A 25,917-nucleotide genomic window follows, 5' to 3' on the forward strand; every position below is an offset into this window, starting at 1 on the left:
GTCTCATGACTGACGTCGTACCGTTCCCGATCGCAAGGCGCCGCAACTTTATCCGGAAACAGGCTGCTCATGCCGCTCGCATGAACCCGGACTCGGCTGTCCGATATGTCGAGCGCCAACTGTTGGTTCAGCGTGACGCGATGCGCCGACGCGGCATCTCTGAGAACTTGATCAACCGCGAACTGCACAGCATGGCGGCTGCTATGTACACAGAATTCGTTCAAGTGAAATCTGTCGGTGGTGCATGAGCAGGAAGGACATACTGCGCGATAAACTCCCGCCCTTCGTGCCGCTGTTTCGTGAAACCCTGGCGACGCCTGCGTATCGGCAGCTTTCCTTCGGGGCTAGGGCACTGTTCACGGCGTTGCGGACGCATTGCGTCAAGAACAATGGGCACGTTTACCTCAGTCTTCGCGATGCCGGCGAAGAGCTGGGTCATAAGAGCCGGAACGACATCGCCAACTGGTACCGCGAGCTGGCTCACTACGGCTTCATCGTGCAGACCGAAGCCGCAAGCCTTGGTGTCGACGGCAAGGGTAAGGCGACACACTGGCGCATCACCGACTTGCCAACCCGGAAGGGCAACAACGAACTAGAGTCGCCAACCAAGGAATTTCTGCGATGGGATGGCGTGGTGTTCGAGCCGCATGTCGCGCCGTCGCGCCGCTGGAACGCACGCAAGCAGGCGGCCTTCAAAAAACAGAATCCCGGGCTGCACGTTGGTGCCACAGTGGACTGCACGTCGGTGCCAGAGGTGGGCTGCACGTTCGTACCACCTAGCGATGGAAGTGGTACCGACGTGCAGTCCATATCAGCGCGATGGGGTGGTACCGACGTGCAGCCCATATCTAGGTTAGCCACTAGGTTTTCCTTCCCTGAGACCAAGAAACGCGGCGGTGCAGCGTGATGCAAGCCAACCCAAGCCAGCGCGCGCGCCTACACCTACACCACCTATGCGCTGACCCGCGCTGCATCCCGCCTACACCATTCATCCAAAGCCAGCACGGCAATGCGGGCCGCTTCGCTGCAGTCGGGCAAACCCTTGCCATAGGCCGCCGGATCAACGGCAATCAGCCTCCTACGCTGACCGCCTGTGCGCATCCGATAGCAAGCCGCTGTTTTCGCGTGTCACGTCGCGAATACGCATCAGCGCCGACGCAAAGGGCGGGGAGGAAGCGAATTCCGTTAGGTACCTTTCGCCACGCCTGCCCACTGCGCGCCGGACGCGCCTGAATACCCTCTAAATTTCGGAAAATCAAAAATCGCTTGTTTGTGACTTTAATCCGACAACCCAAAGAAGACCCCATGACCAAGAAGCCCACGACCAAAAAACCCACGAACAAGAAGACCGCCAGAACAGCCAAGACCACCGCGCTTGAACTGACGCAGGGGAAGCTCGCGATCTTGCTCGGCGTCACGCAGCAGCGCATTTCGCAGATGATCCAGCAGGGCGTATTTCCGACGCTTCCAAACGGAAAGCTGGACGGATGGCGAGTGGTGCCGACGTACATCGCCAGCCTGAAACAGACCGACAACGGCATGGACCGCATCAGGACCCTGAAGGCGCAGGAGCTTGAGCAACGCATCGCTAGGGAGCGAAACGAGCTGATCTCACTGGAGGACGTAAATTACGCGGTCGGCATGATCGCCTCAAAGTTTTGTGGCGAGCTGGCTGGCGTCGCGGCCGCCAGCACGCGGGATCTTGGATTGCGTGAGATCATCCAGTCGCACCTCACCGCGGCCATCTTGAGATTCAAGGCGTCGCTCGCCGCGCTGGCTGACGACGCCAAAGCCGGGAAGCCGATCGCCGATGACGAGGGCGACGTCGATGAGGATTGACGTTACGCCGATCATGCACGGCCTCGATGACCTCGCATGGGCCGCCATTGAGAATGCAGTGTGCCGGGAAGGGGCGACACTCGGCGAGATCGCGACGGCCGCGGCGGCGCTTAATGCTGCCGCGACGTTCCGCCGAAAGTGTGGGGCGATGTACCCGGAGTATGAATGCATTCACAATGAGTATCGCGTCTGCTTGTCGCTCGCACTGATGAAGGTCGACGGTGACGACCTCGCCGGGGTCCAAGCCGTAGCAGACTTGATTTATCCAAGGGCGAAACAATGACCGACACCGAATTCATCGCGCATTTGGAAAAAGTGCTGGAGTTCATGCGCTCGCGGCAGGGCGACCAGACACCGCCTCCGGTCGCAAGGGCCGCGGTCAAGCCGTGCGTGCGCTGGAAGCCCGCTGCCCGCGCCTTCGCGGACCGCGGCTTTCCGTTTGACGACTGGCTCATTCGCCGGATTTGCGCGAACCACGATTGGGCTTTGAAGCTTCCCGGAGGCTGGCATGTGAAGCATGCCGAATTCGAGGAGCATGCAACGCTGGTCGAGTTGGGGCGGGCTAAATTCAACACGACCCAAAAGTTCGAATCGTCCGGATCGTCGGTGGCGAATAGCGCTGACGACGAAGTAGATTGCTTCCAGATGTTGGGCCGCGGATGCACCGGCTCCAACACGACGGCACCGCAGGAAGGGAAAGCGTCCTGCGGTGCCGTCGATCCGAAATCTGTCGTCGTCCGGCGAGCACAGCTCAAATGAGGCGCCGGACGCCTGCGCCGCGCGGTGGTCATCCTCGTCCGCGCGGCGCCTCAATTCTGCTAGTGAAGGAACGAACAAATGCCCAGCCGAACCGCCCTCGACCAGGTCCGCGCCGCTCTCGCGGCCATCGAGACCGAACTTGCCGCGCTCGAGGTCGCCAAGAGCGAAGCAGCACGCGACCAGGCATTGTTCAACGAGTGGCGCACCAAGTATGCCGCCGCGACGGCAGAACGGGAGAGACTCGTCGCGCTGATCGAGGTTCTCGAGGCGGAAGCCGCAATCGCTGAGGTCAAGGCCGCCGACGACACGCTGCGCAAGCGCCATGCCGATCGCAAGGCCGTGAACGTTAAGCTTGCGGCACGCATCAAGGCCGATATCGCGAAGGCCAACGCCATCTTGCTGGCTCTAGTCCGAGACGTCGCCCAATCGGCTGTGGAGGACGCGGAGATCAACGCGGCGCTTCCGGACGACCTCGAGCGGCTCGCGCCTGCCGACCTCATCGCCCGCGGTCGCCCCGGGCTCGACCGTCAGGAAGTCAAGAAGACTCGGGTCTGGCTTTGGACGACCCCAACCGGCACGATCATCGGCGACCAAGACTCCGTTGTCGATCTTGGCAACGGCCGCGGGAGGACAGGTGAGGGGACGTATTACACAAGATGCGTGGCCGCGCTGTTCGATCAGATCGAATATCATCCGGCCGAACAGGCCGAGCGTCCGCAGCCACTTTGGCAGATGCGTTTGCCTCGGCCCGACGGCCCGGGCTTCGCATTCGATGGCACCAATCTTTCGTATCCCGACCAAGTCATTGATGCACTCGCGAAAGCTGAACGTGCGGCAAAGGAGACTCGCGAGCGACCCGTTGAGATCGAGCTGCGTCCGGTGCCGTCGGTCGAGAAAAAGGTCGCCTGATGTTGCCTCCAAGGAGGTAGTTGCAGTCATCCTGGAAGAAAGAAACAGGCGACCAGCTGCTCGACCAGACGGCTGGCGCGAGAAGCACGGCGAGGAGCATCTCACGCTGGTGCTGCGAACGATCCTGGAGTCACACGGTGACCGGGACGCATCGAATTTCGTCCGCTCTAGCCAACGAAAAGCAATGTCGGCGCTGTCATTGCGTTCGCGTTCCAGGACGACGGAAAAGCCTTGCTGCCGACGTGTACTCATAAATGCGTAAATGTCAGCTTCTGACGGCCAAGCGGAAATCTTGCGATCAGTCAGAGTATTACCGCTCGTGACCCAGAACAGACTTCGTCGCGATTCAGGGTCCAAAGACGGCGGAGACTCCCACCAAAGTGCGCCATGCGGGGGTGGCTTGCACACCGTTGTAGTTGTTGATGACCGGAATGCCGACAAGCACGTAGCTCGACCAGTTGTCCATGGTCAGCCGAAGACCCGGCGAAACGAAGATCGTGTTGCCGCCCGAATTGGGATCACTGATCCCGGCGATTCGCTGCTTGTCATGCCATTCGCCGTTAATCTCAAATAACGCGTCGAGCGCAACGTGACCGTGTGGCGCGGTCACCGTTGAAGCCTTCGTGATCATCCTCGAGTGGTCATGACCAGCATGCGCATAGGCGTTCGGTGGATCGTGCGTATGCGGCTCGCTCGCGGTCTCGCCGAAGATCCGGTAGGAAAGCGCGGCGTTATAAAGGAAGCGGTTGCCGAGATTGGTATTTTGCGTTCCGGTGCCAGTAGCAATCGCCAGCACATTGGCATGGAAGCTCAACGCGGGATTTAAGCGCTGGCTTAACGCTGCGCCGAAAAGTCCATCCCAAGAGCCCGATCCAGGCTGAAATTCGGCCTCGAAGATTTCACCGAACCTGTCAACCAAGCCGGTTGTACCCGTCGGCGCCTTGACACCAAGCAGTATCGCCGCCTGCGTTCCGCTCACCTGATTGTTCACGAAGCGGTATTGGCCAAGTACGGTCACATCGCCGAACCTCGATGTATTGCCACGGTCACGCACCGTGGCGGGATCAGCCGGGTCTTCCTGCACCGCTTCGAGGATGCCGGTGCGGCGCACCCATGGCAGTCGCACGGACACAGTGAGATCGTTGGTGATGCCATAGGCAACCGCAACAGCGTAGCTCTCGACTGTTTGCAGACCGTGGACGTCGTTGCCGACGTTCGCGAGCAGCGTCGGTTCGCTTAGTTGCTTGAGCCGAAGATAATCGACGAAGATTGAAAACGCGAACTGGCCCTGATCAAGAGTGCCGGCGCCAATCGTGAAGATGCCGCCGGCTCCGCCGATACCGCCGATGCCCGGATGATGCGCCGATGCAGGGCTCGCACCGATAGCCGTCGATGCGACCAGAGCAACAACGAATGAGAGTCGATTGATCATTGTCGCCCCTCTGACGTCACGCGCGGCATCCATCCTACGTTAATTTCGTCACTTGCGATACTGCCCCTGAGCCGACAGACGCCTCGCCGCCCCGATGTCGGGTGTCGGAGGAAGGCCGGACCCTGGATCGCGACAGCCGTGACCGCCGATTTGACCCAATTCCGACTTGGTTCGCGATGGACGGTTCAAGCCGATCCGAAAATGAATTTAAGCGCTTCAGTCTGAGTTTTGCTGTATCCTATTGGGCCTTCGAGCTCCGCAACATTTGGGAGGAGGTTAGGATGAACAAGTCCTTTGTCGCCGCCACTTTGATCGCGTTGGCAAGTTCTGCGATGGCTCAAGATGCGATGAAGGTGGTCAAGTCCGACGGGCTGACGTGGATAGAGCATCCGGTCTTCAGGGGCGTGCAAACCGCCATCTTGATCGGTGATCCAACAAAGGCCGAGACGATCGTCCAGCGGGTGAAATTCCCGCCGAATTATAAAGTTCCGCCGCACACTCATCCCTATGCCGAGGTCGTCACCGTGATGAGTGGCAGCTTTGGGAACGCCATGGGGGAAAAGTTTGATCCCTCGAAAGGCGAGATATTGAAGCCGGGCTCCGTCTTCGCGCTGCCGGCGAAGCACCCCCATTATGTTTGGACGACAAACGAAGAAACGATGGTCCAAATTGTATTCACCGGGCCGGGGGGCATCGTGTTCATCGATCCAGCCGATGATCCGCGCAAGAAGTAAAAACGAAGCGCCGAAGCATAAAAAGAGGCCGCCTCAATCGGCGGCCTCTTTCGTCATTCCGGCACAGGCGCGATGTCGGCTGTTGGGCCCCAAGCCGACCAACTTCGTCGCTTGGGGCTGGTCTGGTATTGGGGGCAGTCCGGACTTCGCATTAGCGATCCTTCGACCGCCGCTTGTGACCCCCAACGGACATTTGGTCGGCGGCTAGTTTGATTGGCCAAGCACGGGCCCAAACGCGAAGCGTCGGGGCGGCCACTTTGAGCGCCGCGCGGTCAGGCTGACCTTGACGCAGCTCTCCGTCGACGTAAGCGATCGCTAGCGGTCTATTTCGGAGCGCCGGTCTGGCTACCCGAACCCGTGGTCTGACTTCCCGGTCGGCCCGGAGGATGGGCGGACGCGCCCGGCTTTTCCTCCATGCCGACATAACCTGACTCACCGGACTGGCGAGTCTTGACCCCTTTGTCTGCATCACGCTGCATCTGCTCGTTGGGCTCGCTAGTCTTGGGCCCTTTGTCTACATCACGATGCATCTCCTCCTTGGTTTGCTCACTAGGTGCGGCCGGTTGCTGTTGCGCCGCCGCTTGGAAGGCAATCGCGCTTCCGGCAACGACAATCATCGCGAGTGTTGCGGTTCGCATACGTCCTCTCCTGTGTTGGTCCGGTCCGGTAACGCGCGAACTTCCGAACGTTTCCTAGTTCCGATTGCTATCTTCAAAAGGTCAAGGGTTGGCTTAATGCACGCTCGATTGCTTAAGCGGCGAGTTCTGCGTGAACTCGTAACTAGGCGGGAGGCGGAGCTGAACATGCGGGACCAGACCACGGGGCGTTAAGATCGAGGGCCTCTAGCGATCTCCAAGCCAAGTCTTCTATGTCGCCTATTGGCGCCCCATAGCCGCACATCGAGTGGAGACCCCGCAACGTCCGCTGTTAGAGCGAGACCGGACGCGACGCGGCTCGACCTTTACCGCTGCTTTTGACCGATTGTGTTGAAAAAAGTCCTTTTTCGCTGATGACTGAAAATTCTCAGGACCGCTGGTGCGTCTCTCTCGCTGCGAGGTGAGGGACCACATCAATTGCCGCAAAAACGATCGCTGGAGCTCGTATCGATTCTACAGAGCCTTGCAGTGGCTGAAATCGCCAATGCGCTACATTTGCGAGATTTTCGGAGCCCCGCGATTTTCGAGTTTTTTCAACACAATCGACCCAAATCGGACATCCCGAAATGCTGACGCTCGTTCGCGGCAGTGCCACGGCCTGAGATAAACGCCTCGTAAAAGTAAAAGGCCCCGTCGAATGGCCCGCTCAAGCCGCGGTTCCATCCCGCGTGAATTCAGCGGCATGCAACTTGATGAAGTCGTACATGCTGATCGGCTTCTGGCCGGTGAGCTTGAACAGGTCGTCGGTCATACGGTCGTAGCGGCCCTGCTTGTTCAGCTCCGTCATCACGGAAAGGTGCTTGACGATGTGCGCGGGCACGCCAGCCCCCAGAAGCTTTTCGCTCCAGTCGGAGAGTGGCACGTCGCGATAGTGGATCGTCCGACCCAGCGCCTCGGAGAACACGCGCGCGTAGTGCTCCAGATCGGCCGATTCAAAGCCGGTCAGATTGTAGATCTGGCCGATGTGCGGCGTGGGATCCTCGAGGACGACCGATACGGCGCGCGCCACGTCCACGGCCGAAATCGGTGAGGTTTTGCCGTCACCCATTGGCAACGCCAGTTCGTCGGCCTCCCGCACGCTCGGGGCAGCGAAAAGGCGGAAGAACCCTTCGAGGAAGACCGTGGGCCGCATGGTGACGACCGGGAGGCCCGACCAGGACAAAGCCTGTTCAGCCAGCCAGTGCAGCTTGTGCTGCGGGCTGTCGGTGCTCTCGGTGATACTCATCTGCGTAACGGTCATCTGAGACATGTTCACGAACGCTTCGACGCCGTGATGGCGCGCCACGGCGGCGGTGTTGACCGTGGCCGTCAGGTAATCGGCCGAAACCGACATGCCGAAATAGACACTCGCGCAACCTTCGATCGCGCGGTGCATCGCGGTGAGGTCAGTCAGGTCGCCTTGCACGACCTCGGCGCCGAGCTGGCGCAAGGCCTCAGCGCGTTCATCCTCGCGGCGCACCAGGGCGCGCACCTTGCGCTGTTTGGCGAGCAGCATTTCGGTGAGATTGCGGCCGATGGAGCCGACAGCGCCACCCGCGCCGGTCACCAGGATCGGGCTAGCATGTGACGATTGCGTAGTCATTTTAATTGCCTCTGGATGAGTTCAGATTGCGGGACGATCGCCGGGTTACAGGACGACTCGACAGGGCTCTCCTGGTCGAGAACCGGGCGAGCCGAGTAACAAAAAGACATGTGATGCGGCACGGCCCAGCATCAAGACTATGTCACTGACCCTTCCGCTTTTGACACATTGTGGACAGTTCAGAAATACTGATGTGCACCATGGCACCGGGCCCCATTTCGTAACGCGCAAATCCATGCTGTAATCATGTTCTTCGTGAGCTACGGGCGGCGCAGCCGCCTAATCAGGCATGCGCGGCGGACTCCATACGGTCCAATTCGCCTTGCCCAAAGTCGAAAATGAAAATGCCATCCACGCGGCGCGTCAGTACCCGCGCTTGGTTGTTCTTTCAAGGATGAGGAGGGAGCTGTCACAAAGTCTTCGCACCGCATTGCGAGCACGTCGCAGACATAAAGCTTAACTTCATCATTCTGCTAACGGCTGTGCAGGCTGTGCAGTCCATTGAAATCGGATCGGCTGTCAAGCCCGAGCAGGCCTGGCCATCGATGACATGGAAGCTGAGGGGTCTCGGCCGCACTCGCCTTCAACTGACGAAGCGCATAGCAGTGAGCCTTTCGCCCACATTTGCAGAGCGCATTAGCGCGTCTTATTATTTAAGGTAGCCGCGGCTTGTTACGAAGCGCCCGCAGCCTTCAGTCGACGGCGGATGGACGCGCGGCCGGGCGGGCTGCCCCTCTCTTCGACGGAGATAGACCGCGTGTACGACGAAGATGACTATGAGGGGGACGTTGCCCCCGAAACCCGCGAACCCGTCAAAAATAAATGGCACACCGACGAACTAGCCAACGAAGTCCGCGAAATCCTCGCCGCTCTTGAGGCGCCACCAGCCGATGGCGAGGTCATGGACACATTCCAACGCACAATCTTCCGCGGCCGGCAGTTTGGTGTGGATGGCCGCGGCCGAGTCGTGCTCACATGTCGCTGCATCCTGGAATCCGAGGGCAATGAAGATGCGTTCCGCGAACCGTTCGTTAGTGCGGTCGCGGGCGTTTGTGGGGACGAGTTTGCGGGCCGCGAGCTTGAACTGATTGAGGCCTTCGATCGGATAAATCTCGTCGGAATTTTCGAGACGATGAGGGCGCTGGAGTACTTCAGGCTGAGCGACGTCCCGAGCGTCGTCAGTGCCGTGGTCCGTAATAAGGTGCGAAGGCTTCTCTCCCCGCCGTCTCTGCCAGCAGCTTCGAAGAAGGGGAGGCAAGAGCGGAAAGAGGAAGCAAAGCGTGAGCGTCGGGCGCTCATCTCGCGTGTCGTCGAAAGGAAGATTGAGCTCGGCCGCAAGCTTGCGGCGCTGCGCGACGCCATTCCGGGCAATAAGCAATTCGGGTGGGCCGTTCGCAAGCAGTTCGACATTGACGATTCAAGCGACGTTACCGAGATGATGCGCGTGGCGCGCCTATATGGCGACCGGCCGGAGATATTTTGCAACGCCAGCTGGCACGCACTAACAGAATTGGCGTCGTCAGCAACATCGGAGGGAGAGCGTCGGAAGTTCGAGACTAGAATCTCGGCGGGCGAGCGCGTCAACGGTGCCGAGATAATCCGCGCTCGCGCGACAATTGGAGTTCGCACGCCGCGGAGCGCTAGAGACGAACGAGCAAACCACATTGGCGGTAGCTAACCGTTTTAGCGTTAAAGCGCCGGGAGGCCTACCCGAACTTCCCCCAGACGCACCAACGGCCTGCTGGCGCATGCCGACGCGCGCGTTGAACAATGTGCCCTGGGACCTCGCTCCGATGAGCGTGCGCGTGCGGATGAAGGGAGCGACGGTTCCAATGCCGACCACAATACATAGCCAACGAGGTTAGCTGTGGACAACCGGAACATTTTGCTTGACCGTTACGGCGCTCGATAGCCCCGCAACAGTTTGGAGCGTTGTAAAATGAGTTTTAGTGACGAACTGCTCGCATCGAAGTTTGACGGCATTGAACGCGATATTGGAGACATAATCCAAACCAACAATCGCGCATTACCTTCAATCCATATCGTTCCGAAAGACGACCATCCCCTTCCGAAAGGCCCGTTGCCCGACTACGTCGAGCACAAGGAGGGCGTCAATCAGGTCGGCAGACTATCCGCCGAAGTGGTCGTTCGCGAATACGATGCGGCCGTAAAGGAGATCGAATCGCTCGGTGCTGAACTGATAGAGGCTGCCAAGAAGTGCGAGGCCACGGTTGCTGGCGTTCATGCGATGGTCAGCGAGATCAACGCATTGGCGGCAAGCTATCGCGAAGAAGGCAAGCGCTACTTCTTGCAGATCGAGGAGTGTTCGCTGACCACATCCGAAGTTCGTACGGTCTGCGAAGCGCTCAAGAAGAAAATATCTAAGAGCGTTATCGACGCCTAGTTGTCGGGGGTTTTGGTCTGACCGCGACGTCCATCGTCGTGGTCCCGGTTAGCTCCAGGAAACGGCCCCAGTCTGCTGAAAGAGAGGCTGGGGCCGCCACTTTCTCCCGGTTTGTCTCCACGATCCGCCGGGAGCGATGGAATCGACTCTCAGCGAGGTTGGAGGTTCCGAAGGATGGGCCCGGCACAAGGCTGGCGGGCTCAACCAGCCTCCGCGCTATGTTCACTATTGGGCAGACGTTGCCAGCTTTTCCCGCTTCTATTGGCCCGCCAGATGGGTACCCACTACTCCATCTGGCAATTTCAAATGGGAATACTTTGGAGGGCCTCAGCGCACCGCCGCGCGCTGGGGCCATTTTATTCACGATAGACAGGTCTTATGACGGGGTTACGCGGTCAGGATCGTCCTCCATCCTCATTAAATTTTCTTCGGTGCATTGAGGCTGAGCCTCTCTCCCATATCTCTGAACTTTCTTCGTGAGCAATAATTCAAATGGTTTCATGATCGCCGGGGTGCGTCATGCGGAATGAGTGGGAGTCAATGTCGATTGAGGAACTGTTCGAACTGCACCAACAGATGCAGTCAGTTCTCCGCGAAAAACTGCTCGCCAAAAGGGCATCGCTAGAAGATCGATTTCATCAGCTCAACCAGCCGCGAAGCGATGCAGCAAGCGCGAAGCCCACTCGACGGGTGAAGCCGTCGACCTAACTAAACCGCCAATCGAGATTCGGTGTACGAAGCGGTGTCGCTCGGTGAAGGTCGGGGACGCCTTTGCGCCGTTGGCGCTTGCAGCGCCTCTGCAATATGGACCGCTTCTCTGAGCTTTTGAAGTTCGGCCATGCGGTGGGAAAGATCGAGGTCTATCTGCGAGAGACACTGCTCCCTTGAAATAAACTGATCCATCTTAATCCTCCTACCAACGCACCTACTCAGGACCTTGCAGGTTATAGATCTGCCCGCTTTGTTACACATGGCGGGACATGTTCAGTCAGAAGATTTGCGGACAGGGTGGAGTAGGCTTCAATGCCTGGCTGAAGAGAAGGCATTTAAAAAACCCCTCACTAACTATTACTCATCGTTCATTGTGAAGAGGGGCGACGGCGGCTTCAACAGGATTCGTCTAATTTGCGAGCCGCACCCGGAGTCTTACGGGCCGTTTTCACTCCAGGATCTCATCTTCAAAGGCGACGCCTTCAGGGTCGTTCTCCTCGAAGCTTTTTTCCGCCGGCGTCCGTGGTGGCGAAGACCTTGACGTGCTCGGCGTCGCCAACCTGCTTCTAGCGGGCCTGCACTTTGTCAGCGGCCGTACAGACCGCGCCCCGACGGCGGGCTATTCTGTAAGTCCCCCGGCTCCATGCCCCAAAGCCCCTAGCTGGGGGGTATCTCCAGTGTCGGCGGCCCCGGTGCGCTGCGTATTGCCGGGGCCGCTTGCATTAGTCATGCGTACTGTCCGTATTAATCCCCGGTGTCCTAATTTGATTTGGGAAGTGTCCTTGTTCGCACATCAGAGGAACGATGGACCGAGCTCCGCATTTTCCGGCGCCAATGCCCCGCTACTACTTCGATGTCCGCGAGGGGGACGATGTCACCTCTGATGACGAAGGTCTCGAGCTTTCCGGCATTGAGGCCGCATGGGTGGAGGCCGCCCACTCATTGGCTGACATCTTGCGCGACGCGGTCCGAACGCGCCACCAGGGCGCGGATCACCGCATGGCAATCGAGGTCCGGGACGACACCGGACCGGTGCTAGCGGTGAAGGTCACGTTCGAGGCTGAGTGGCACGCGATAGGCCGCCTAAGTCAGTGATCTTTTTCCGTGCTGCCGGCGTACCTGCGCATGCGGAGATAACCGGCCACAATCTAGGAGAGTTGCCTAACATTTGTTAGTGTAGTTCGCCGAATCGGGGTCTCCCGCGCATGAGGACGCATAAACCCAAAGAGTGGACCGGCTCGGAGATGCAGCAGCTGGCCAAATTGGCTAGACGAGGAACGCGCGCATCAAAAATTGCAGCCGAACTTGGAAGGCACGCCGGATCGGTCAAGCGAATGGCCCGCTCGATGGGCCTGTTGCTGAAGAAATAGGGGCGCACGAGGCGCCTCAGTTGGCCTCTTCCATCAACGCGGTGTTCAGCAGGTTAGTGGTGTTACGCCAGCGACCCCACCCGGCAGGTGCACCCGCTTGGCGGGGCCGCCTGTTCCTCCATGCGAGGGAATGCACCCAGAGGAACGAGGCATTCTACGCCCGGGCTGCCCGGAGATGATCGTTCAAAAGAAGCAATCCTTTTGGACTATCCCGTCGGCCGCCGCGCGCGTCATAGTTAGGACAGCACTTCATATTCAAAGGCGACGCCCTCAGGGTCGTTCTCCTTGAACCACGTTTCCGCGGCCCTGATTGGCGAACACCTTGATATGCTCGGCGTCGCCGACCTGTTTGCTTGTGTTTACGTAGCAAAAGCGATCATTGGTCTCTTCTAGCCATTGTGGGTGGGAACGCGGCGAGCTACCGCCGTAGCGGCCCTCATCGCAACGAGCCGTTGTCTCGGCTTGCGCGAAGAAACTTCAAGCCCTCGCGGATTGTACCGATCGAAAAATCCATAAGATGAATTTGCAAAGCTCCGTCGGCCTGCGGGTTGAAGACAGTATTTTTTGCTGTCGTCGTTGCTTCCTTTTCGATCTTCCCCAGCAACTCATCATCGAGTTTGCCGTGGCGATGAAGTTCAACGGCAAGGGCGCGAATTAGCTGCATTTGCCCTGCCATTATGGCTGTTCCCTCGTCGGGAGTATTCCACACAGTATTGCCCATGTAGCCCTCGCAATCATCGTCAATCCGGCGATCTTGTTGCAATCGGATAATGCTCCCAGAGGCGCAGCAAGTTCGTTGATAACGTGCTGTGCCGCATCAGCTTGGCTGCCAGAGTGCCTTGAGATATCGCCTCTGAACAATGGTTCAAGATCCTTATTTCGGTTACGATCTGATCAATCATCACTTGCGAGAGTCATGCGTAGAGCCGTCGCTTTCTCAACCCCGCGGCGGCTTTCGCGCGCTCGGGTTCACCCTGGCGGGTCCTTTCTTTCGCCCGATTTCGGTCGCCAGCTAATCGTGTTTTGAATCAGTGGGGAGAATTGACGTGGCGATGGGTACAGTTAAGTGGTTTAACGCGACAAAGGGCTATGGATTTATTCAGCCCGACACTGGCGGTAAGGACGTGTTCGTCCATATCTCGGCCGTCGAGAGAGCAGGTCTGAGCAATCTGAATGAGGGCGCGAAGGTTAGCTACGACGTCGTAGCCAACCGTGGCAAAGAATCTGCCGAAAACCTCAGGGTAGGTTGATAGTCGTTGATTCCCGACGGCCTGCCGGTTCACGCTGGCGGGCCTGATTTTTGTCAGCGGCCGTACAGACGATGATCCAATGGCGGGCTATTCTGTACGTCCTCCGGCGCGTCCCCAAGCCGGGGGGTTCTCCAAGGTCTGGCGGCCCCGGAGCGTTGCCGGGGCCGCTACAGCGACCCGAGCACCTGCCAGACAATCGCGAAAATCAGGATCGCTATCATCGCGTAAACGGTCCTGCAGCCAATCCGGTTCATTCCAGAACGTCATACTCAAAGGCCACGCCTTCCGGGTCGTTCTCCTTGAGCCAGGCTTCGGCAACATCTTGGCTCGCAAAGACCTTGACGTGATCAACGTCGCCAACTTCCTTGCTGGTGTCGACGTATATCCAGACCGTCGTCATTGATCCATCTTCAGCTTGCGCTTGCCCCAATGATGACTTTTGCGCTCGGGATCAAAGACCCGTTCGACGTGACGGTTCAACGCCCGCATGACGCCGATCCGGGCCAGCATCGTCGGGCCGCCGCGCTCTGCAACGAGGATCAGCGCTTCCATCGCGGCCTGCCATTCTTGCGCCGAATGCTCGGCCTTCGGCAGCTTCGTGATGTAGCTGGCGGCATCCCTCAAGGTGAGGAGCCGGCGGCCATTCGGAAGCGATATTGGATCCTCAAACGAGGTGGACCAGGGCAAGGGAAATAGCTTTTCAAAATAGGGGGCGGGGCCGCCACGAGGGCACGGAGCGGCCCCTAATCGCGCAGTACGCAGCGGGGGCTATGGCCATCTCTGCGCGACCTGCGGCCACGCTAGACCTGTTCGGATCGGCCGCAACTAAACTCGCGTGTTAAGCTTGATAGCCGTCGCGCAGGTTAATTCCGGAACTAGTCTAGCGTCAGCGCAGTCCCATTACCCGTTTGCTGCTACCGTGGAAGTCCGGACGGACATCGGCGCCGCGCTTGCCGCACGCCTTGCAGACGAACTGCGGCTCGATATCGGAAAGTCGAACGTGATCCGGCCAGCGATCAGCCTTGAGCGCTGTCGAGTGGCTACAGCGATAGTCGCCGCAGAAGATGACGACACCGAAGACGCCGGATTCCCGCATCTCGCCAAAATTGATCTTCTGAGGCCGCATGCCGCTATCAAAGCGTCACCGCGGTCGGTCGGCAAATTATCAATCCGTTGTGCCTAGCTGGCTTCGAGGGACCCGTACGTCGTGGGTCCGGGTGCGGATAGCCGGGCAGAGAAACACAAAATCCACCGCGCGACGGGTATCGGGGTGGTGGTCAGATCGGTGCTGTTCTGCGGGGGCAGGGGGTATCTGTCGGACCGTATCCCTTGCGGGGAGCCTCGCATTCCAGCCCGGGAGCGTGTCCTTGCGGGGTCCTTTGGGTCCAAGCACGCGAGGAGACTGCCACCGCGACCGAGCGTCCCAGGCCCACGGTCTTTGCGTTTCACATTTCAAGGAACTGTCTGGGCTGTCGCCGATTGAATGATCATCCAACGCGCGCACAAGGGAGTGCGTGTCATGCGCCTTCAAACATTCAGGGACGACAGACGCTCCAGACATTTCGACTTGATCGGTGGAAAAGGACACCCCTGGTCAATTGACCTAGTCACGGTAACGGCTGCGGGCATTCTGGTGGTAGGCTTCGCATGTGCCCTCGTGGCCCTATGGGCCCGCTAGCGGCACAACGGAAAGCTCCGCCGACATCTCACGTCAGGCCCATCAGCGGGAGTTTGACCGGCCGCATGGCACCGGATCAACACGTCCAGGCCATCACGGTCGCGATCGATCAGTACGCGGAGAAGGCGCTCGGCAACCGCGACTACTTTCTGAACAAGCCCTACAGCATCGGCGGTTCGAAAAAAGGTAACGACGTCCCCTGAATGTGATGAAGAGGCAGAAGCCGATACATTGGATCAGGGAGAAGTCGCAAGCATGGATAATCAGGCTTCTCGCAAGAAGATAGGGTCATAGCCATGAGCTTGTGCAAACGAGCGTAGCTGGTCTCGCGTTACGATTGTTTCTGACCACGCCCCCTTTTGTTGTTCAATATATTGCGCCGCTTCCGACCCGTACTGGGATAATTTTGGGACGAAACCTAACTCGCCCTTTTTGATCGCAGCCTCCAGCGCGTTTGCCCACGCTGTTACTTTTGGTGTTTGTGAAATTCGTGGTTCAATCTCGCACCATAAGAACGCAGCCTGCTTCACTTTGAGTTCGTTTACGTGACGCCAAGCTTCATAGTTTGGCGTTGGCTCATCAAAACGCGCTAGCCGTGCTTGAAGTTCGCTGACCTCTGCGCGGTGTGAAATCGCCAGCTTTTCGTATATCTGCGCTTGTGCCTCTATAAAATTCCAAGCGAACAAGATCAGGCCCGCAAGGATGGGAGCTAAACCAAGCCAGACATAGCCGGTGGCAGTTTCGGTCATCCCGGCCCATCCCAACCTGAGGTAGGTCTTGAGGACCGCGCCAGCAGCGAGAAGAATTGTCGCCGCCGTTTTCTTGGTCCAGCCGAACGATTCCTTGGTTTGATGCCAAGATGCGGTTGTGACTTCGCTCCAATATCCCATTCAGCGACAATAGCCGCTGATTCTCGCGCAAGGCGAGTCCCCCCGTTACCTTCGGTTTACAAACGTCTTGACGAGAGCCCTAACTTCCGTCTGGTAAGGCACGTCGTTTCCGACCGAATTGCGGCGCACGCCTCGGCTAGATGTTTATGCGATCGAGAGGGGAAACTGCGGGAAACAAGAAACCCTTAAAAGGCGCGTTCGACGAATGTTCCCAGTTTCCCTCGTGTTCGCTGTCTTCCTTAGTGTTCCTTAGTGGGCTGGCTATGGCCGAGACATAGCCGCACCTGCGGGTCATCAGGCCGGCCGCGGCGGTTTATTTGCGCACCTTACAATCGGCTTGATACTCAGAAACCAAAGGCTCCCCGAACAGCCAAGAATGGCGGGAATGGAAAGCTATCGCCTTACCCCCAACAGGTTCGGAAATGCTCGTCATGAACCCGTTCCCAGTGGCGGAGAATTGCACGAGCACGGCCTTCTTTCTGGACGGGATGAATGAAACTTCATCGGATCCGGCATTCCCAATCATCATCGCTGTATTCTTCTCGTAGTTGAAATTGGAGAGCGTGATCGACAGCGTATCGTTTGGCACCGTTGTTGTCAGTTTCCCCTTCTCCATGGTCGTGATTAGGGCACCGCGAAATAGGCAATCCAGGGTAACGAACTGAAAGGGCCGCTCTTGTTGCGCGCGAGCGCTACACGACCACGAGCCAGCCAGCGCCAAAACGAACAGGCAGCCCCAAAGCGTGTTGCGGGTAGCTCGGTTCATAGATTCCGCACCTTATCGTTTGACCCGGTCGATCACTTCTCCTTTGCCCGGCGGAATTGTCATCGCTAGGCTGGAGCGGCCTGATTGCTCGAACATGATTTCACCTCCGCCCGCTATTATTCCAGTGCACTGCCAATCGCGATGCTAGCTGTTAGCCCAGCCACGCAAGCGATCGCAACAGCTACAGAAATTCTCAGATCCAAGTACCATTGGAGTATTTTGTCGAAGCCAAGATACCCACTACTGGCCGGGTGTCCGCCAAGCTCTGTTGCTATAGTCCAACCCGGGAATGCCCCATGTTTGATCCAGAACGCGCATTCCCCTGCCAAAATCAGAGCCGCCGCGCCAAGCCCGACCAGCCACGGCACGATCAGGACTATACTGACAATCTCCTGCCCACGCCGGCTCATAAAACCTCCCGTCTGAGGTCTAAAACATTTGCTTTGCGGGCATACATTTTGCGGTCATCCAAGACAGCATCTTTAGGCTTCCGCCGGCCGCAAGCCTCTTTCGGTCCTCGGGCTTCATAATGTTCATTGATAGGTTTCCGGAAATTCTGTCGATGGTGCCAAAAATGGATCTTGTGCTGCTTTCGAATCCGAATGTGACCTGCGTATCGTTGACTTTGGTGATTGAGTAAGCCTGGTAGAGAGGCGGCTTAAACGTTCCGGCATCAAAATCAATAATCGCGCTATCTCCGTCGATAGCCATTGGGTTGTTCTCAGGAAAATTAAGGCTGCCTTTGCATGCAAGTGTAATTGGGGCGGCCTCTGTGGGAGAAGGCAAAAAGATCAAAATCGCCATAGCTATAATGGCTGAGTAAACTCCATTTCGGGTGCTGAGCTTCACGGACAAGGAAACTGCCGCTTTCGCTAAACGCCCGCCGGTCCCTGGGCGACGTCAATCACATGCCGCTCGTTTCCGACCGTAATAATTATCGTATAGGTCTTTTGGCCGCCCGCCTGGTCGGTGGGTGGCGCAAGGTGCAGTTGGCCGCCGTACCACTCGCCCGGCATGAGGGTGTTGTCTTTGATCACTGCCTGCTCAAGCATGGCCATGTTGCGTTGGCCGGTTTCGACAGTAGCTGCGATCATTGCCTCGTTCTGTGCTGCGGCGTTGCCCTGTGCTATGGCGGCTGCCGTTGGGCTATAGAACGTGCCCGTTCTGCCGCTGGGCGTGGTGTAGCTTCCGCGCCCGGCTTGGGAAGCGCTATACGCATTGGCACCAGCGGCGAGGCCGGTGAGAATTGCTGCCGCCACTTGGCGGTTCTTCTCTTCCTGAACCAGCATCTCATAGCTGACCACCTGCATGGTGTAGTCGGTGCCGGCGACGTGCTGGATGGCCTCGACCTGACCGACCCGGAATTCTACGGGCTGGCGGCCAAGGTTGTTAATACCGACCACAAACACCGGGCGGCCATTGGCCTGAAGCTGCCGCGCGGCGGGCTTCACCAGCACGAGTGAAGTCTTCTGCCGCGATACGAGGGCAGGTTGCCCGTCGCGCATCAGGGCCTGCTGCTGCGGGTTGGAAGCCTTGAAAGAAACGGTTTCGCCGTTCGACACACAGCCGGCCAGCACAGCGCAAAGCGCCGCAATCGGTAAAATACGCATGATGAAAACTCCCCAGTCCCAGCCGGGCATACAAGCGCAACTGTTGAGGGAGGGCAAGGCTGGTTTCGCGCGACTCAAAAGCAATTCGCCTCGACTGTGGAAAGTCGGTGACAGCAGGCGCCACCGCTCTGCCCCGACTCAGGCTCTGCATCTGCCGGCGCAATCACGCGCTCACGGGAGTGCAGGAAGATGGCGGCAACACAGACGGGGATCTCATCCAACGAAATTTGCGACATTCGGTGGCCATCAACTTCTCTCGCTGGACGCGCCACTATTTGAAGATGGATCCGGCACCCGGGCTGATGTCGTCAGCCGCGGACTTTGGGACTAGACGCGCCAAAGCATCCCGAATGGTATGGATTTTAGTTGGGGCCGAAAGCGCTGATGAGCCCGATCACTATGGGGATGAGACCAGCGCAAATCCATAATGCGGGTGCACTGGAGCTTAGGCCGGCAATAAGGATCCAAAGACCGAAGCCGACGATGAAGGCCGAGATCGCATAGGCGGCCGCTTTTTCCATGTTCGATCCAAAAGCGGGATCGACGCCTTTACGACTCTCTGCGAGCTCCAAACGTTCCGGCGTGCGGCGATCCGCCCCCAGGAGGGGCGGTTTGGCATGTCGCCGTATGAGCAAGAGCCCGGCCTTAGCGCCGGGCTTTTCACGGAGGCCGACCGCAACTATTGTCAGGATCTTCCGCCGCGACAAACCCGGCGATTCCAGCCGAATTATCGCGGCAACGGAAGCTCCCGATACCACCCAGCGACGCTGACAATAGACGCGAATGGAAGCGCAAACTTTGCTCCAGCCGCGCCGTTCTCGCAGCGCGCGGGGCCATCAGGCGCCCGGCCTCAGCGCCGGGCTTTTTCAGGGGCTGGAATGATGGCTGGCTTTTACAGAGCGAGCGTGGGGGCGCGCCGTGGAGAGCGAGTGGATGTCCGCGGTCAATGCGATGGCGACGGCCCAGCGGGCTACCCGTCTTCGCCGGTCGTCTTGCCTTCATGCTTTGTCAAATGTTCCGCGAGCCAAGCCTCAAGCTCTTCGGCTGCCGGGCTTGTACCCGCCGCTCCTGCATCGTCTTCTTTCTGAGATAGGGACTCCCGTTCGACCTCTCTTTTCGTACGTTCGCTTTCCCAGTAGTTGCGCAAGCCATCCAGGCGTTCCTTATGGTGTTCTGGCACCCGAGCAAACGCTGGCTCAAGATTTCCGGAGATATAGGGCATGAAGCAATAGGAGCTGTTGTCCTTTATGAATGCTTCACAAAACTCCAGAACATCGTCTGTTCCGAGCGGCTCGGCTCTGTTCAATTTGTCTTCCGTGCGCTCCAAGTCGGGCGATGGCCGCATATCTATCCAAAATACGGGGTATGGGAGACCACCGAAAACGCCTTTGAAACTATGGCGGCCGTGAAAGAAGAACCGGGGCTTTTCGTAGTCGTAATGCTCGTCCGATGGCTGGGTGCGCACAGCGTGGATGAGCATCAGAGCCAGCTCGACTGATACCACCAAACGCCGCGGAGAAGAGAGCTGCGCAAGCCGAAACCCTGTATCGATTGCAGGCCCGATGAAATCCCTCGTTAAGCCAGCGCTGGATTCGTTGGTGTAGTACTCATGCAGCAAGGACAAATTGCTGTATACTTCATCTCCCTCGTCATCTTCGAGTTTTGCCGGCGACGCGGATGTTCGAAAAAATACCTCTGCGTTATGAACCGGAAATCCCGCAATCCATGCTGTTGACTTGAGATCAAGCGACGGGAATTGCTGTTTGAGCCGGACCCGATAATGCGCGACGGCTTTGATCCATGCGTTCAATGTGGTCAGGGCCTGTCGGTGATCAGAGAGCAGCTTGGTATAGATCACCTCATCGCCAACGCTCTTCCAGAGTTCCGGCGAATCACCAGGCGGCCACTTAATCTGGTTCGATCGAGCTTCGGCAATCATCCATTCTCGAGCGACCGCTTGCTCCATGCCCTTGTAGAATTGTGCGATTGGCGAGAACCAAGGCTCGGCAGGGGGCGTTTGCGAATCGTCCGCTTCTTCTTTTGCTCGCCGCTTGCCGGCCTGCTTGAATGCAGTAGATCCGACAATGTCCACGCTGAGGAAAAGACGAAGTTTGGAAGCGAAAGGATCTAAATTCGCCACGCGTATGATCACACCAGGTCGAGAGCCTTGATGCGAATTTGGGCCGCTTCGTTTGAAACACCGAATTTATCCGCCAGTAGTGGCGTTGACCCGTGGAGCTGTTCGAACTGCTCGCGAAATAAAGTTGCGGACATGAGAAAGCCGGCGGCAAACCAGTTGGCTTCCCACTCGACGCGACCGGTGCCGTAACGTTGGGCCTCAAGTTTTTCTACATGCCTGCCTAACTGATTGGGATAAATGTAATGCAGGAAGTAATGCCCAAGCTCGTGCGCGATCGTGAAACGGTCGCGGGTTGGTCCGGTGTGCGATGCCAAGAAGATTTGAAAATTCCCCTGCGCTTCAATCCGAATGGAACCGGATGACTGGCGATTGAAATCAAGGACGTCTTGAATGCGGATCTTGCCACCGAGTCGCTCAACGACGGGTTCAAGATCTTGCCCTGGCTTGTAGTTTAGGTGCTCCGCTACGCTAGCGGCTACGCTGTCAACGGCAGCTTTCGACAGCCCACACTCGATGGGTGCGCTGTAGGTCATCGCAAAGCCCTCCCCAGAATCGTCGGAAGCATACTAGCACAAGTAGTGAACCTTTAGAAAAGCGCCAATGGCACGCAACTTCGTGATGCCGGACATTTGCTGGACATCTAGCAGGTAGCTGAAGCTAAGTCATTGAACTTGTTGGCGCTCCCTAGCGGAATCGAACCGCTCTCTCCACCGTGAAAGGGTGGCGTCCTAACCGATAGACGAAGGGAGCAAGAACAACAGGAAAATCAAGGTGTTAGTGCTTGATGGGCCGTGTTGGCCGCCGGCCGTCCATGTTTGATGGGGGCGGCGACGGGCGAACGTATAGTGGCGTTTGGGCGGGTGGGCAAGCCGCTCGGAAAGGCGTTCTGCGGCCGCTTTGCGTCTCTCCATCAGCGTCCCGGCCGAATGACGGAGGCATGCCCACGCGCTGAGCAACGGATTTTAAAGCCGCATCGTGTAGGGCTGTCTCGGGGGAGCTTTCGACATGGCTTTGCTATCAAGCAAGAAGCGCGACGCGCGCAAATCATTGAGTCAACCCGGGTGGATCACGCTCGAAGGCGGTTTTGCCGCGCGCCAATGCGTGGTCCAGGATATGTCCGCAACGGGGGCGAAGGTCACGATCGACGATCCCAACACGTTGCCGGCGAAATTGCGGTTGGCGTTTTCGCGCGACGCCAGGACCGGGCGCCGCTGCGAAGTGGTCTGGCGCCGCGGCAAATCGGTCGGCATCAAGTTCATCCGCTAGTCTGGCTCTGATCCGCGAGAGACGATAGAAGGCGGGATGCGAAAATCCCTCCTGGTATTGATCGCCATAATGGTCGCCTTGGCGCTGTCTGCGGTTGCCTCGGTCGCGGAACAAACCCGTCCTCAGAAGCTCGACAAAGCTCCCGCGTCGGGCAAGTCGCTGCCACTCAAGCGCCCAAGTTCGGCCAATGCATGCGCGGAATACGGCGCGGGCTTCGTCAGAATCGAAGGCAGCAACACCTGCATGAAAATCGGCGGCGCGGTAAGCGTCGGAGCGGGGGTGTCCGGCGGCTCGCGTTGAGAAGATTCGCGCTTACGTCATCGGCGGCGCGATGAACTGCGTGAAGCCGGGGCGTACGGCGAGCTGCGAAAACCAGCGTTCGAGGTTTGGCAGTTTCGGTTTTGTCACGCCTTCAACGCCGAACCAGCGCCGCGCGAAGGCACCGAGCGCGATGTCGGCGATGGTGAACTGATCGCCCTCGATGAAGCGCCGCGTCGGCAGGTGCGCCTCGACGATCCGCCACACCGCGGCTTCGGCATCGACATCCTTCTGGATCGCGACCATGTCGCGCTTTTCGATGGGCGTGCGCACCAACGCCCAGAACACCGGCCGGTCGACCGGCTGCAGCGTCGACAGCGTCCAGTCGAGCCAGCGATCGACGCCGGCGCGCGCCTTCGGCTGCGAGGGATAGATCGACGAACCTCGTTCAGATCCTTGTTCAGATCCTTGGCCATAGGCCATGCAGAGATAGCGCATCACGGAATTGGATTCCCACAGCACGTAGTCGCCGTCGACCAGCGTGGGTACGCGGCCGTTCGGATTCATCGCCAGATAGGCAGGCTCGCTGTTCTTTCCGAACTGCATGCCGGCATCGATACGCTCATAGGCGAGATCGAGTTCGGCAAGGCACCACAGCACTTTTTGCACGTTGACCGAATTGGCCCGGCCCCAGATGGTGAGTTGTTGTTTGTTGTTGTCGGCCACGCGCGTTGCTCCCGCTGATTTTCCGATTGGCCGTTAATAGCCGAAGATCGGCAAAAAAGCGCGCTCTTGCGTGGGCTCAAGCCCAACAAAAATCGGGGCTCCGCCGCAGTGCGACAGAGCCCCGATTTCCGCGTCATGCGCGGGCGAGAGCGTTTTCAGTGGCCGAAGAACAGCCACAACAGAATGATCACCGGAATAGGCACGCCCAGCAACCAAAGCAAAATTCCTCGTCCCATCATCTCCTCCTCAAAATGCACTGAGGAGAAAACGCGTCATGTCGTGGCCCGTTCCCATGCAGAAAAGAACCCGAGTGAAGGAACGTTTATGGTAGCTCGGACGACGGACGTGGACGAAGAAATTGTACAGGCCTACCAGTGACCGGTGTTCGGCATCGAGGTCCACGGTTCGGCCGGCGGCTTCGGTTCGCCCTTCTGCAACAGCTCGATCGAATGCAGATCCGGCGAGCGGACGAAAGCCATGTTGCCGTCGCGCGGCGGGCGGTTGATGGTGATGCCGGCCTTCATCAGGCGGTCGCAGGTCGCGTAGATGTCGTCGACCTCGTAGGCGAGGTGACCGAAATAGCGGTCCTCGCCGTATTTCTCCTCGTCCCAATTATAGGTGAGCTCGACCAGCGGCGCGCCGCGGTTCTGGGGAGCGGCCTTGAACAGGCCTTCGTCCTCCGGCGCGCACAGGAACACCAGTGTGAACCGGCCCTTGTCATTGTCGACCCGGCGTACTTCCTTCAGCCCCAGCGCGTCCCGGTAGAACTTCATCGCAGTATCGAGATTGCGGACGCGCAGCATGGTGTGGAGATAGCGCATGTTTGTTGTCCTCCTGAGAACGTTCAGAGATCTTGTTTGGGTTGGGCGGTTCGGGCGGAAAATAGCAGCAAAGTGCACCAGAGGTCACCGATAACGTGCGGATAAAGTGCGGGTCCGCACCGAGCGCTCTGTGGCCTCAGAAGGCCATCGATGCGGGCGAATGCGAAAGATCGGAAGCGCTCGTTGCTCAAGGTCAGGCCTGCGGAACGACGCCCCGCTTGGGCGATGCACTGGAGAGCTCGGCTTACCAGCGCGCTCGCGAAACCCGTTTCTGTCCTCTTGTAGATATATTTCGAACCTTGGTTCCGAGGAACGAAACCGCTACGCCGGTTTTGAATGGAGGGAGGTGTGGCATGAAACAAGATCATCCGGCTGAAGAGAACGCGGCGCGGGAAGATTTGCCGACAAAGTCCGAGCGAAAGCTCGGGACTTTGACCGCCGGTGCCATTGCCCTCGTTGTCGTTGGAACAGCAATTTATTGGATCGCGTAGCCATCTGCGCGAAGGTCCCGCTCGCTGATGCGCGCTCTGGGTGCCGATAGGACGCGCGATCCTCACCCTTGCCGTGACATTTCAATCGCAACTTAAAGGCTCAATGCGGTAGCAAGACCCTCAAGTAGCGCGACGAGCCTTTCGCCGGTCATTCCGACGGCAGCGATGATGGCCAAGGCGATGAACCCGGCGATGAGGCTGTATTCGATTGCAGTGGCGCCGCCCTCGTCGCGCAGAAACTTCCTGAGCATTTCTTTTTCTCTCGAACTTTGATCAAGTCGGTGCGGCACGCTCAAGTTGTGATTGAGACAACGAAAAGCGTAAAATTGCAAGATTGTTGGCGCCGCGTCACGGGCGTGACGTCCCACACATACGCGGTTGGCTCCTCCGTCCATTGTGGCGGCAACGGAGGGATCGACCATGTACCTGCTCTATGGCGTGCTCATAGTTGCGATGGTTTTCTTTCTCTTGCTCCCGATTACCGATGCCAGGACGGCCCGGATGAAATTGTCCGTGGTGAGCAGCCTCGGCGCATTGCTGGCGGTATCGGTTATCGTGCCGCGCCTGATGCATTAACGAAGGATATGCCTGCCTCGACGCGCAACGAACATGGAGCGCTGCCGCTTGCTCCGTTCCTCGCTTACAAGGAAGGGCCGCAATGGGTCTGGTTTGCTGGCTTGGCCGTGCTCGCCGGCATCGGCGGTCTGCTGACACTTGGCGTCGTGCACGCACAACAGCTCGCATGGCGAGCGTGAGAGGGGGCCGGACGCAGTCTGGCCTCGCGCGCAAGATTGATACTTCCCGTCAGGTCAGACTTTAACGTCCACCAGCGACGGCTCGTCGGTCTGTAAATCGGCCAGGGCCGCTTCTATGGCGGCTGCCTTGGCATGGTCGACGGCCCTTAGATCCTGATTGATCGTATGCGGCGGCGCCTTGGCGGCCTGATCGACGACGAGCTGGATTCTGGCTTGTGTCACTTCAACCGGTATGGGGTAAATGACCATGGGTGCAACCCTCCTGGTCGAAACTTGTCAGGTTCCTGTTTACGTCTTGTAAAGAGGTTGGGTTAACGGCCGGGTGCTACAGCGCAAAGGGGTAAACAGAGGCTTAAAGCCTCTATGCCATGCACGCCCCGCGCAATCGCGCTAATGCATCTGTTCCAGTCGCTCGGCGTAGAGGCGGAATTCCTCGGCCATCTCGATCAGTTTCTTCGAAGCTTCCGGATCCTTGACGGCTTCGGCAAGCCGTCGGGCTCTGTCGGATTGTTCTCGATAGTGGTCGGCCTGGGTCATCGCAGCACCTTTTTTAGATAGGTACGGGCTGCGCCAAAAAGGTTCGACGGTCGGGACGGCGAGGTAACGGCATCTTAAGAAAGCAATCGTGCCTGAAACGCGCCCCCTGTTCGTTCCGGGAGAACAAAAAGAGTCTGCGGCCGTAAACCGAAAGCGGCCAGGCGCTGGTCAAGGCGAACTAGCGCCTGCCCAGTGGGCACTCAACGGTCCGGCAATTTTTCGTCTGGCGATTTGTGATAGGTCGCGATGGCGATGAAGCCGGCATAACCGATCAAATTGATCAGAATTTCCATCCACGCAGGCATGATGCACCTTCCGGTAGTGAAACACCGA

General features: G+C 58.3%; 37 protein-coding genes and 1 tRNA gene. 17 read left to right on the forward strand and 21 right to left on the reverse strand.

The genetic code is table 11. The features are described from left to right. The first annotated feature begins 5 nt into the window (after nt 1-5). The 6 genes from V1290_RS35950 (at nt 6) to V1290_RS35975 (ending at nt 3,507) form a co-directional block, all read left to right on the forward strand. Nucleotides 6-248, forward strand: coding sequence for a DUF6074 family protein (locus tag V1290_RS35950; RefSeq protein WP_334368814.1), 243 nt, complete (start codon nt 6-8; stop codon nt 246-248). Continuing rightward, on the forward strand, nt 245-907 hold the full coding sequence (locus V1290_RS35955; protein ID WP_334368815.1) for a hypothetical protein: 663 nt from the start codon (nt 245-247) through the stop codon (nt 905-907). The genes V1290_RS35950 and V1290_RS35955 overlap by 4 nt, the downstream gene beginning before the upstream one ends. 398 nt (nt 908-1,305) lie before the next feature. After that, entirely contained in the window at nt 1,306-1,839 is a 534-nt protein-coding gene (locus tag V1290_RS35960) for a hypothetical protein (RefSeq protein ID WP_334368816.1), read from the forward strand. Beyond that, nucleotides 1,829-2,122, forward strand: a complete 294-nt coding sequence (locus V1290_RS35965; RefSeq protein WP_334368817.1) for a hypothetical protein — start codon at nt 1,829-1,831, stop codon at nt 2,120-2,122. Before V1290_RS35960 ends, V1290_RS35965 begins: the two co-directional genes overlap by 11 nt. After that, a complete protein-coding gene (locus V1290_RS35970; protein WP_334368818.1) occupies nt 2,119-2,598 on the forward strand; it encodes a hypothetical protein in 480 nt (159 codons plus the stop codon). The genes V1290_RS35965 and V1290_RS35970 overlap by 4 nt, the downstream gene beginning before the upstream one ends. 78 nt (nt 2,599-2,676) lie before the next feature. Further along, nucleotides 2,677-3,507, forward strand: a complete 831-nt coding sequence (locus tag V1290_RS35975; protein ID WP_334368819.1) for a hypothetical protein — start codon at nt 2,677-2,679, stop codon at nt 3,505-3,507. Between the two features lie 346 nt (nt 3,508-3,853). On the opposite strand, the gene V1290_RS35980 is transcribed toward V1290_RS35975, so the two are convergent. Beyond that, nucleotides 3,854-4,939 carry a transporter gene (locus V1290_RS35980; protein WP_334368820.1) on the reverse strand — a complete coding sequence of 362 codons (1,086 nt, stop codon included), beginning with the start codon at nt 4,937-4,939 and terminating at the stop codon, nt 3,854-3,856. A gap of 281 nt (nt 4,940-5,220) precedes the next feature. Here V1290_RS35980 and V1290_RS35985 point away from each other — a divergent pair, with 281 nt between their 5' ends. Then, nucleotides 5,221-5,673 carry a cupin domain-containing protein gene (locus V1290_RS35985; RefSeq protein WP_334368821.1) on the forward strand — a complete coding sequence of 151 codons (453 nt, stop codon included), beginning with the start codon at nt 5,221-5,223 and terminating at the stop codon, nt 5,671-5,673. Nucleotides 5,674-5,996: 323 nt separating this feature from the next. Here the strand turns inward: V1290_RS35985 and V1290_RS35990 are convergent, their stop codons facing one another. Together V1290_RS35990 and V1290_RS35995 are read right to left on the reverse strand one after the other, a co-directional pair. Next, a complete protein-coding gene (locus V1290_RS35990; RefSeq protein ID WP_334368822.1) occupies nt 5,997-6,311 on the reverse strand; it encodes a hypothetical protein in 315 nt (104 codons plus the stop codon). 664 nt (nt 6,312-6,975) lie between these two features. Continuing rightward, nucleotides 6,976-7,875, reverse strand: coding sequence for an NmrA family NAD(P)-binding protein (locus tag V1290_RS35995; protein ID WP_334368823.1), 900 nt, complete (start codon nt 7,873-7,875; stop codon nt 6,976-6,978). Between the two features lie 793 nt (nt 7,876-8,668). Here V1290_RS35995 and V1290_RS36000 point away from each other — a divergent pair. Together V1290_RS36000 and V1290_RS36005 are read left to right on the forward strand one after the other, a co-directional pair. Next, entirely contained in the window at nt 8,669-9,589 is a 921-nt protein-coding gene (locus V1290_RS36000; RefSeq protein ID WP_334368824.1) for a hypothetical protein, read from the forward strand. Between the two features lie 261 nt (nt 9,590-9,850). Next, nucleotides 9,851-10,315 carry a hypothetical protein gene (locus V1290_RS36005; RefSeq protein WP_334368825.1) on the forward strand — a complete coding sequence of 155 codons (465 nt, stop codon included), beginning with the start codon at nt 9,851-9,853 and terminating at the stop codon, nt 10,313-10,315. 708 nt (nt 10,316-11,023) lie between these two features. On the opposite strand, the gene V1290_RS36010 is transcribed toward V1290_RS36005, so the two are convergent. Then, entirely contained in the window at nt 11,024-11,218 is a 195-nt protein-coding gene (locus tag V1290_RS36010) for a hypothetical protein (protein ID WP_334368826.1), read from the reverse strand. A gap of 642 nt (nt 11,219-11,860) precedes the next feature. Between V1290_RS36010 and V1290_RS36015 the strand changes: the two genes are divergently transcribed. Next, nucleotides 11,861-12,121, forward strand: coding sequence for a DUF6894 family protein (locus V1290_RS36015; protein ID WP_334368827.1), 261 nt, complete (start codon nt 11,861-11,863; stop codon nt 12,119-12,121). Nucleotides 12,122-12,832: 711 nt separating this feature from the next. Here V1290_RS36015 and V1290_RS36020 read toward each other — a convergent pair. Next, entirely contained in the window at nt 12,833-13,117 is a 285-nt protein-coding gene (locus V1290_RS36020; RefSeq protein ID WP_334368828.1) for a hypothetical protein, read from the reverse strand. Nucleotides 13,118-13,442: 325 nt separating this feature from the next. On the opposite strand from V1290_RS36020, the gene V1290_RS36025 reads away from it, so the two are divergent. Then, nucleotides 13,443-13,646: a cold-shock protein gene (locus V1290_RS36025; protein WP_334368829.1), complete on the forward strand. Its 204-nt coding sequence runs from the start codon at nt 13,443-13,445 to the stop codon at nt 13,644-13,646. A gap of 250 nt (nt 13,647-13,896) precedes the next feature. Here the strand turns inward: V1290_RS36025 and V1290_RS36030 are convergent, their stop codons facing one another. The 3 genes from V1290_RS36030 to V1290_RS36040 all read right to left on the reverse strand — a co-directional run bounded on the left by V1290_RS36030 (nt 13,897) and on the right by V1290_RS36040 (nt 14,772). Continuing rightward, nucleotides 13,897-14,046: a hypothetical protein gene (locus V1290_RS36030; RefSeq protein WP_334368830.1), complete on the reverse strand. Its 150-nt coding sequence runs from the start codon at nt 14,044-14,046 to the stop codon at nt 13,897-13,899. After that, complete coding sequence (locus V1290_RS36035) at nt 14,043-14,198, reverse strand: hypothetical protein (RefSeq protein ID WP_334368831.1); 156 nt, start codon at nt 14,196-14,198, stop codon at nt 14,043-14,045. The genes V1290_RS36030 and V1290_RS36035 overlap by 4 nt, the downstream gene beginning before the upstream one ends. 334 nt (nt 14,199-14,532) lie before the next feature. Continuing rightward, nucleotides 14,533-14,772 carry a hypothetical protein gene (locus V1290_RS36040; protein WP_334368832.1) on the reverse strand — a complete coding sequence of 80 codons (240 nt, stop codon included), beginning with the start codon at nt 14,770-14,772 and terminating at the stop codon, nt 14,533-14,535. Nucleotides 14,773-15,389: 617 nt separating this feature from the next. Here V1290_RS36040 and V1290_RS36045 point away from each other — a divergent pair. Next, nucleotides 15,390-15,527 (forward strand): hypothetical protein, encoded by a 138-nt coding sequence (locus V1290_RS36045; RefSeq protein WP_334369301.1) that lies wholly within the window; start codon nt 15,390-15,392, stop codon nt 15,525-15,527. 60 nt (nt 15,528-15,587) lie between these two features. On the opposite strand, the gene V1290_RS36050 is transcribed toward V1290_RS36045, so the two are convergent. From V1290_RS36050 to V1290_RS36085, 8 genes are all read right to left on the reverse strand, one after another. Continuing rightward, nucleotides 15,588-16,073 (reverse strand): hypothetical protein, encoded by a 486-nt coding sequence (locus V1290_RS36050; protein WP_334368833.1) that lies wholly within the window; start codon nt 16,071-16,073, stop codon nt 15,588-15,590. A gap of 454 nt (nt 16,074-16,527) precedes the next feature. Then, nucleotides 16,528-16,980, reverse strand: a complete 453-nt coding sequence (locus tag V1290_RS36055) for a hypothetical protein (protein WP_334368834.1) — start codon at nt 16,978-16,980, stop codon at nt 16,528-16,530. Between the two features lie 429 nt (nt 16,981-17,409). Beyond that, complete coding sequence (locus V1290_RS36060) at nt 17,410-17,835, reverse strand: hypothetical protein (RefSeq protein ID WP_334368835.1); 426 nt, start codon at nt 17,833-17,835, stop codon at nt 17,410-17,412. Between the two features lie 17 nt (nt 17,836-17,852). Continuing rightward, the gene (locus tag V1290_RS36065; protein WP_334368836.1) at nt 17,853-18,590 is read right to left on the reverse strand and encodes a hypothetical protein; all 738 of its coding nucleotides are present in this window, start codon (nt 18,588-18,590) and stop codon (nt 17,853-17,855) included. A gap of 362 nt (nt 18,591-18,952) precedes the next feature. Beyond that, nucleotides 18,953-19,111, reverse strand: coding sequence for a hypothetical protein (locus tag V1290_RS36070; protein ID WP_334368837.1), 159 nt, complete (start codon nt 19,109-19,111; stop codon nt 18,953-18,955). Nucleotides 19,112-19,560: 449 nt separating this feature from the next. Beyond that, entirely contained in the window at nt 19,561-20,730 is a 1,170-nt protein-coding gene (locus tag V1290_RS36075) for a hypothetical protein (RefSeq protein WP_334368838.1), read from the reverse strand. Between the two features lie 8 nt (nt 20,731-20,738). Beyond that, nucleotides 20,739-21,263 carry an ImmA/IrrE family metallo-endopeptidase gene (locus V1290_RS36080; protein WP_334368839.1) on the reverse strand — a complete coding sequence of 175 codons (525 nt, stop codon included), beginning with the start codon at nt 21,261-21,263 and terminating at the stop codon, nt 20,739-20,741. Between the two features lie 142 nt (nt 21,264-21,405). Further along, a tRNA-Glu gene (locus tag V1290_RS36085) sits at nt 21,406-21,480 on the reverse strand. Nucleotides 21,481-21,735: 255 nt separating this feature from the next. Between V1290_RS36085 and V1290_RS36090 the strand changes: the two genes are divergently transcribed. After that, nucleotides 21,736-21,996: a PilZ domain-containing protein gene (locus V1290_RS36090; protein WP_442893744.1), complete on the forward strand. Its 261-nt coding sequence runs from the start codon at nt 21,736-21,738 to the stop codon at nt 21,994-21,996. 69 nt (nt 21,997-22,065) lie between these two features. After that, nucleotides 22,066-22,296 (forward strand): hypothetical protein, encoded by a 231-nt coding sequence (locus tag V1290_RS36095; protein ID WP_334368841.1) that lies wholly within the window; start codon nt 22,066-22,068, stop codon nt 22,294-22,296. Nucleotides 22,297-22,308: 12 nt separating this feature from the next. On the opposite strand, the gene V1290_RS36100 is transcribed toward V1290_RS36095, so the two are convergent. Together V1290_RS36100 and V1290_RS36105 are read right to left on the reverse strand one after the other, a co-directional pair. Continuing rightward, nucleotides 22,309-22,980, reverse strand: coding sequence for a glutathione S-transferase family protein (locus tag V1290_RS36100; RefSeq protein WP_334368842.1), 672 nt, complete (start codon nt 22,978-22,980; stop codon nt 22,309-22,311). Between the two features lie 368 nt (nt 22,981-23,348). Further along, nucleotides 23,349-23,801 carry a VOC family protein gene (locus V1290_RS36105; RefSeq protein WP_028346213.1) on the reverse strand — a complete coding sequence of 151 codons (453 nt, stop codon included), beginning with the start codon at nt 23,799-23,801 and terminating at the stop codon, nt 23,349-23,351. A 353-nt stretch (nt 23,802-24,154) separates the two neighbouring features. On the opposite strand from V1290_RS36105, the gene V1290_RS36110 reads away from it, so the two are divergent. After that, entirely contained in the window at nt 24,155-24,292 is a 138-nt protein-coding gene (locus V1290_RS36110) for a hypothetical protein (protein WP_334368843.1), read from the forward strand. Nucleotides 24,293-24,384: 92 nt separating this feature from the next. Here the strand turns inward: V1290_RS36110 and V1290_RS36115 are convergent, their stop codons facing one another. Further along, a complete protein-coding gene (locus V1290_RS36115) occupies nt 24,385-24,714 on the reverse strand; it encodes a Flp family type IVb pilin (protein ID WP_334368844.1) in 330 nt (109 codons plus the stop codon). Between V1290_RS36115 and V1290_RS36120 the strand changes: the two genes are divergently transcribed. Both V1290_RS36120 and V1290_RS36125 read left to right on the forward strand, forming a co-directional pair. Next, a complete protein-coding gene (locus V1290_RS36120) occupies nt 24,713-24,868 on the forward strand; it encodes a hypothetical protein (protein ID WP_334368845.1) in 156 nt (51 codons plus the stop codon). The genes V1290_RS36115 and V1290_RS36120 overlap by 2 nt on opposite strands. A gap of 8 nt (nt 24,869-24,876) precedes the next feature. Further along, nucleotides 24,877-25,047 carry a hypothetical protein gene (locus V1290_RS36125; RefSeq protein ID WP_334368846.1) on the forward strand — a complete coding sequence of 57 codons (171 nt, stop codon included), beginning with the start codon at nt 24,877-24,879 and terminating at the stop codon, nt 25,045-25,047. A 54-nt stretch (nt 25,048-25,101) separates the two neighbouring features. On the opposite strand, the gene V1290_RS36130 is transcribed toward V1290_RS36125, so the two are convergent. Together V1290_RS36130 and V1290_RS36135 are read right to left on the reverse strand one after the other, a co-directional pair. Then, a complete protein-coding gene (locus tag V1290_RS36130; protein ID WP_028346212.1) occupies nt 25,102-25,296 on the reverse strand; it encodes a hypothetical protein in 195 nt (64 codons plus the stop codon). A gap of 141 nt (nt 25,297-25,437) precedes the next feature. Next, complete coding sequence (locus V1290_RS36135; protein WP_198027963.1) at nt 25,438-25,584, reverse strand: hypothetical protein; 147 nt, start codon at nt 25,582-25,584, stop codon at nt 25,438-25,440. Between the last annotated feature and the right edge of the window lie 333 nt (nt 25,585-25,917).

It is taken from the genome of Bradyrhizobium sp. AZCC 1578 (assembly GCF_036924675.1).
Lineage (GTDB): Bacteria > Pseudomonadota > Alphaproteobacteria > Rhizobiales > Xanthobacteraceae > Bradyrhizobium.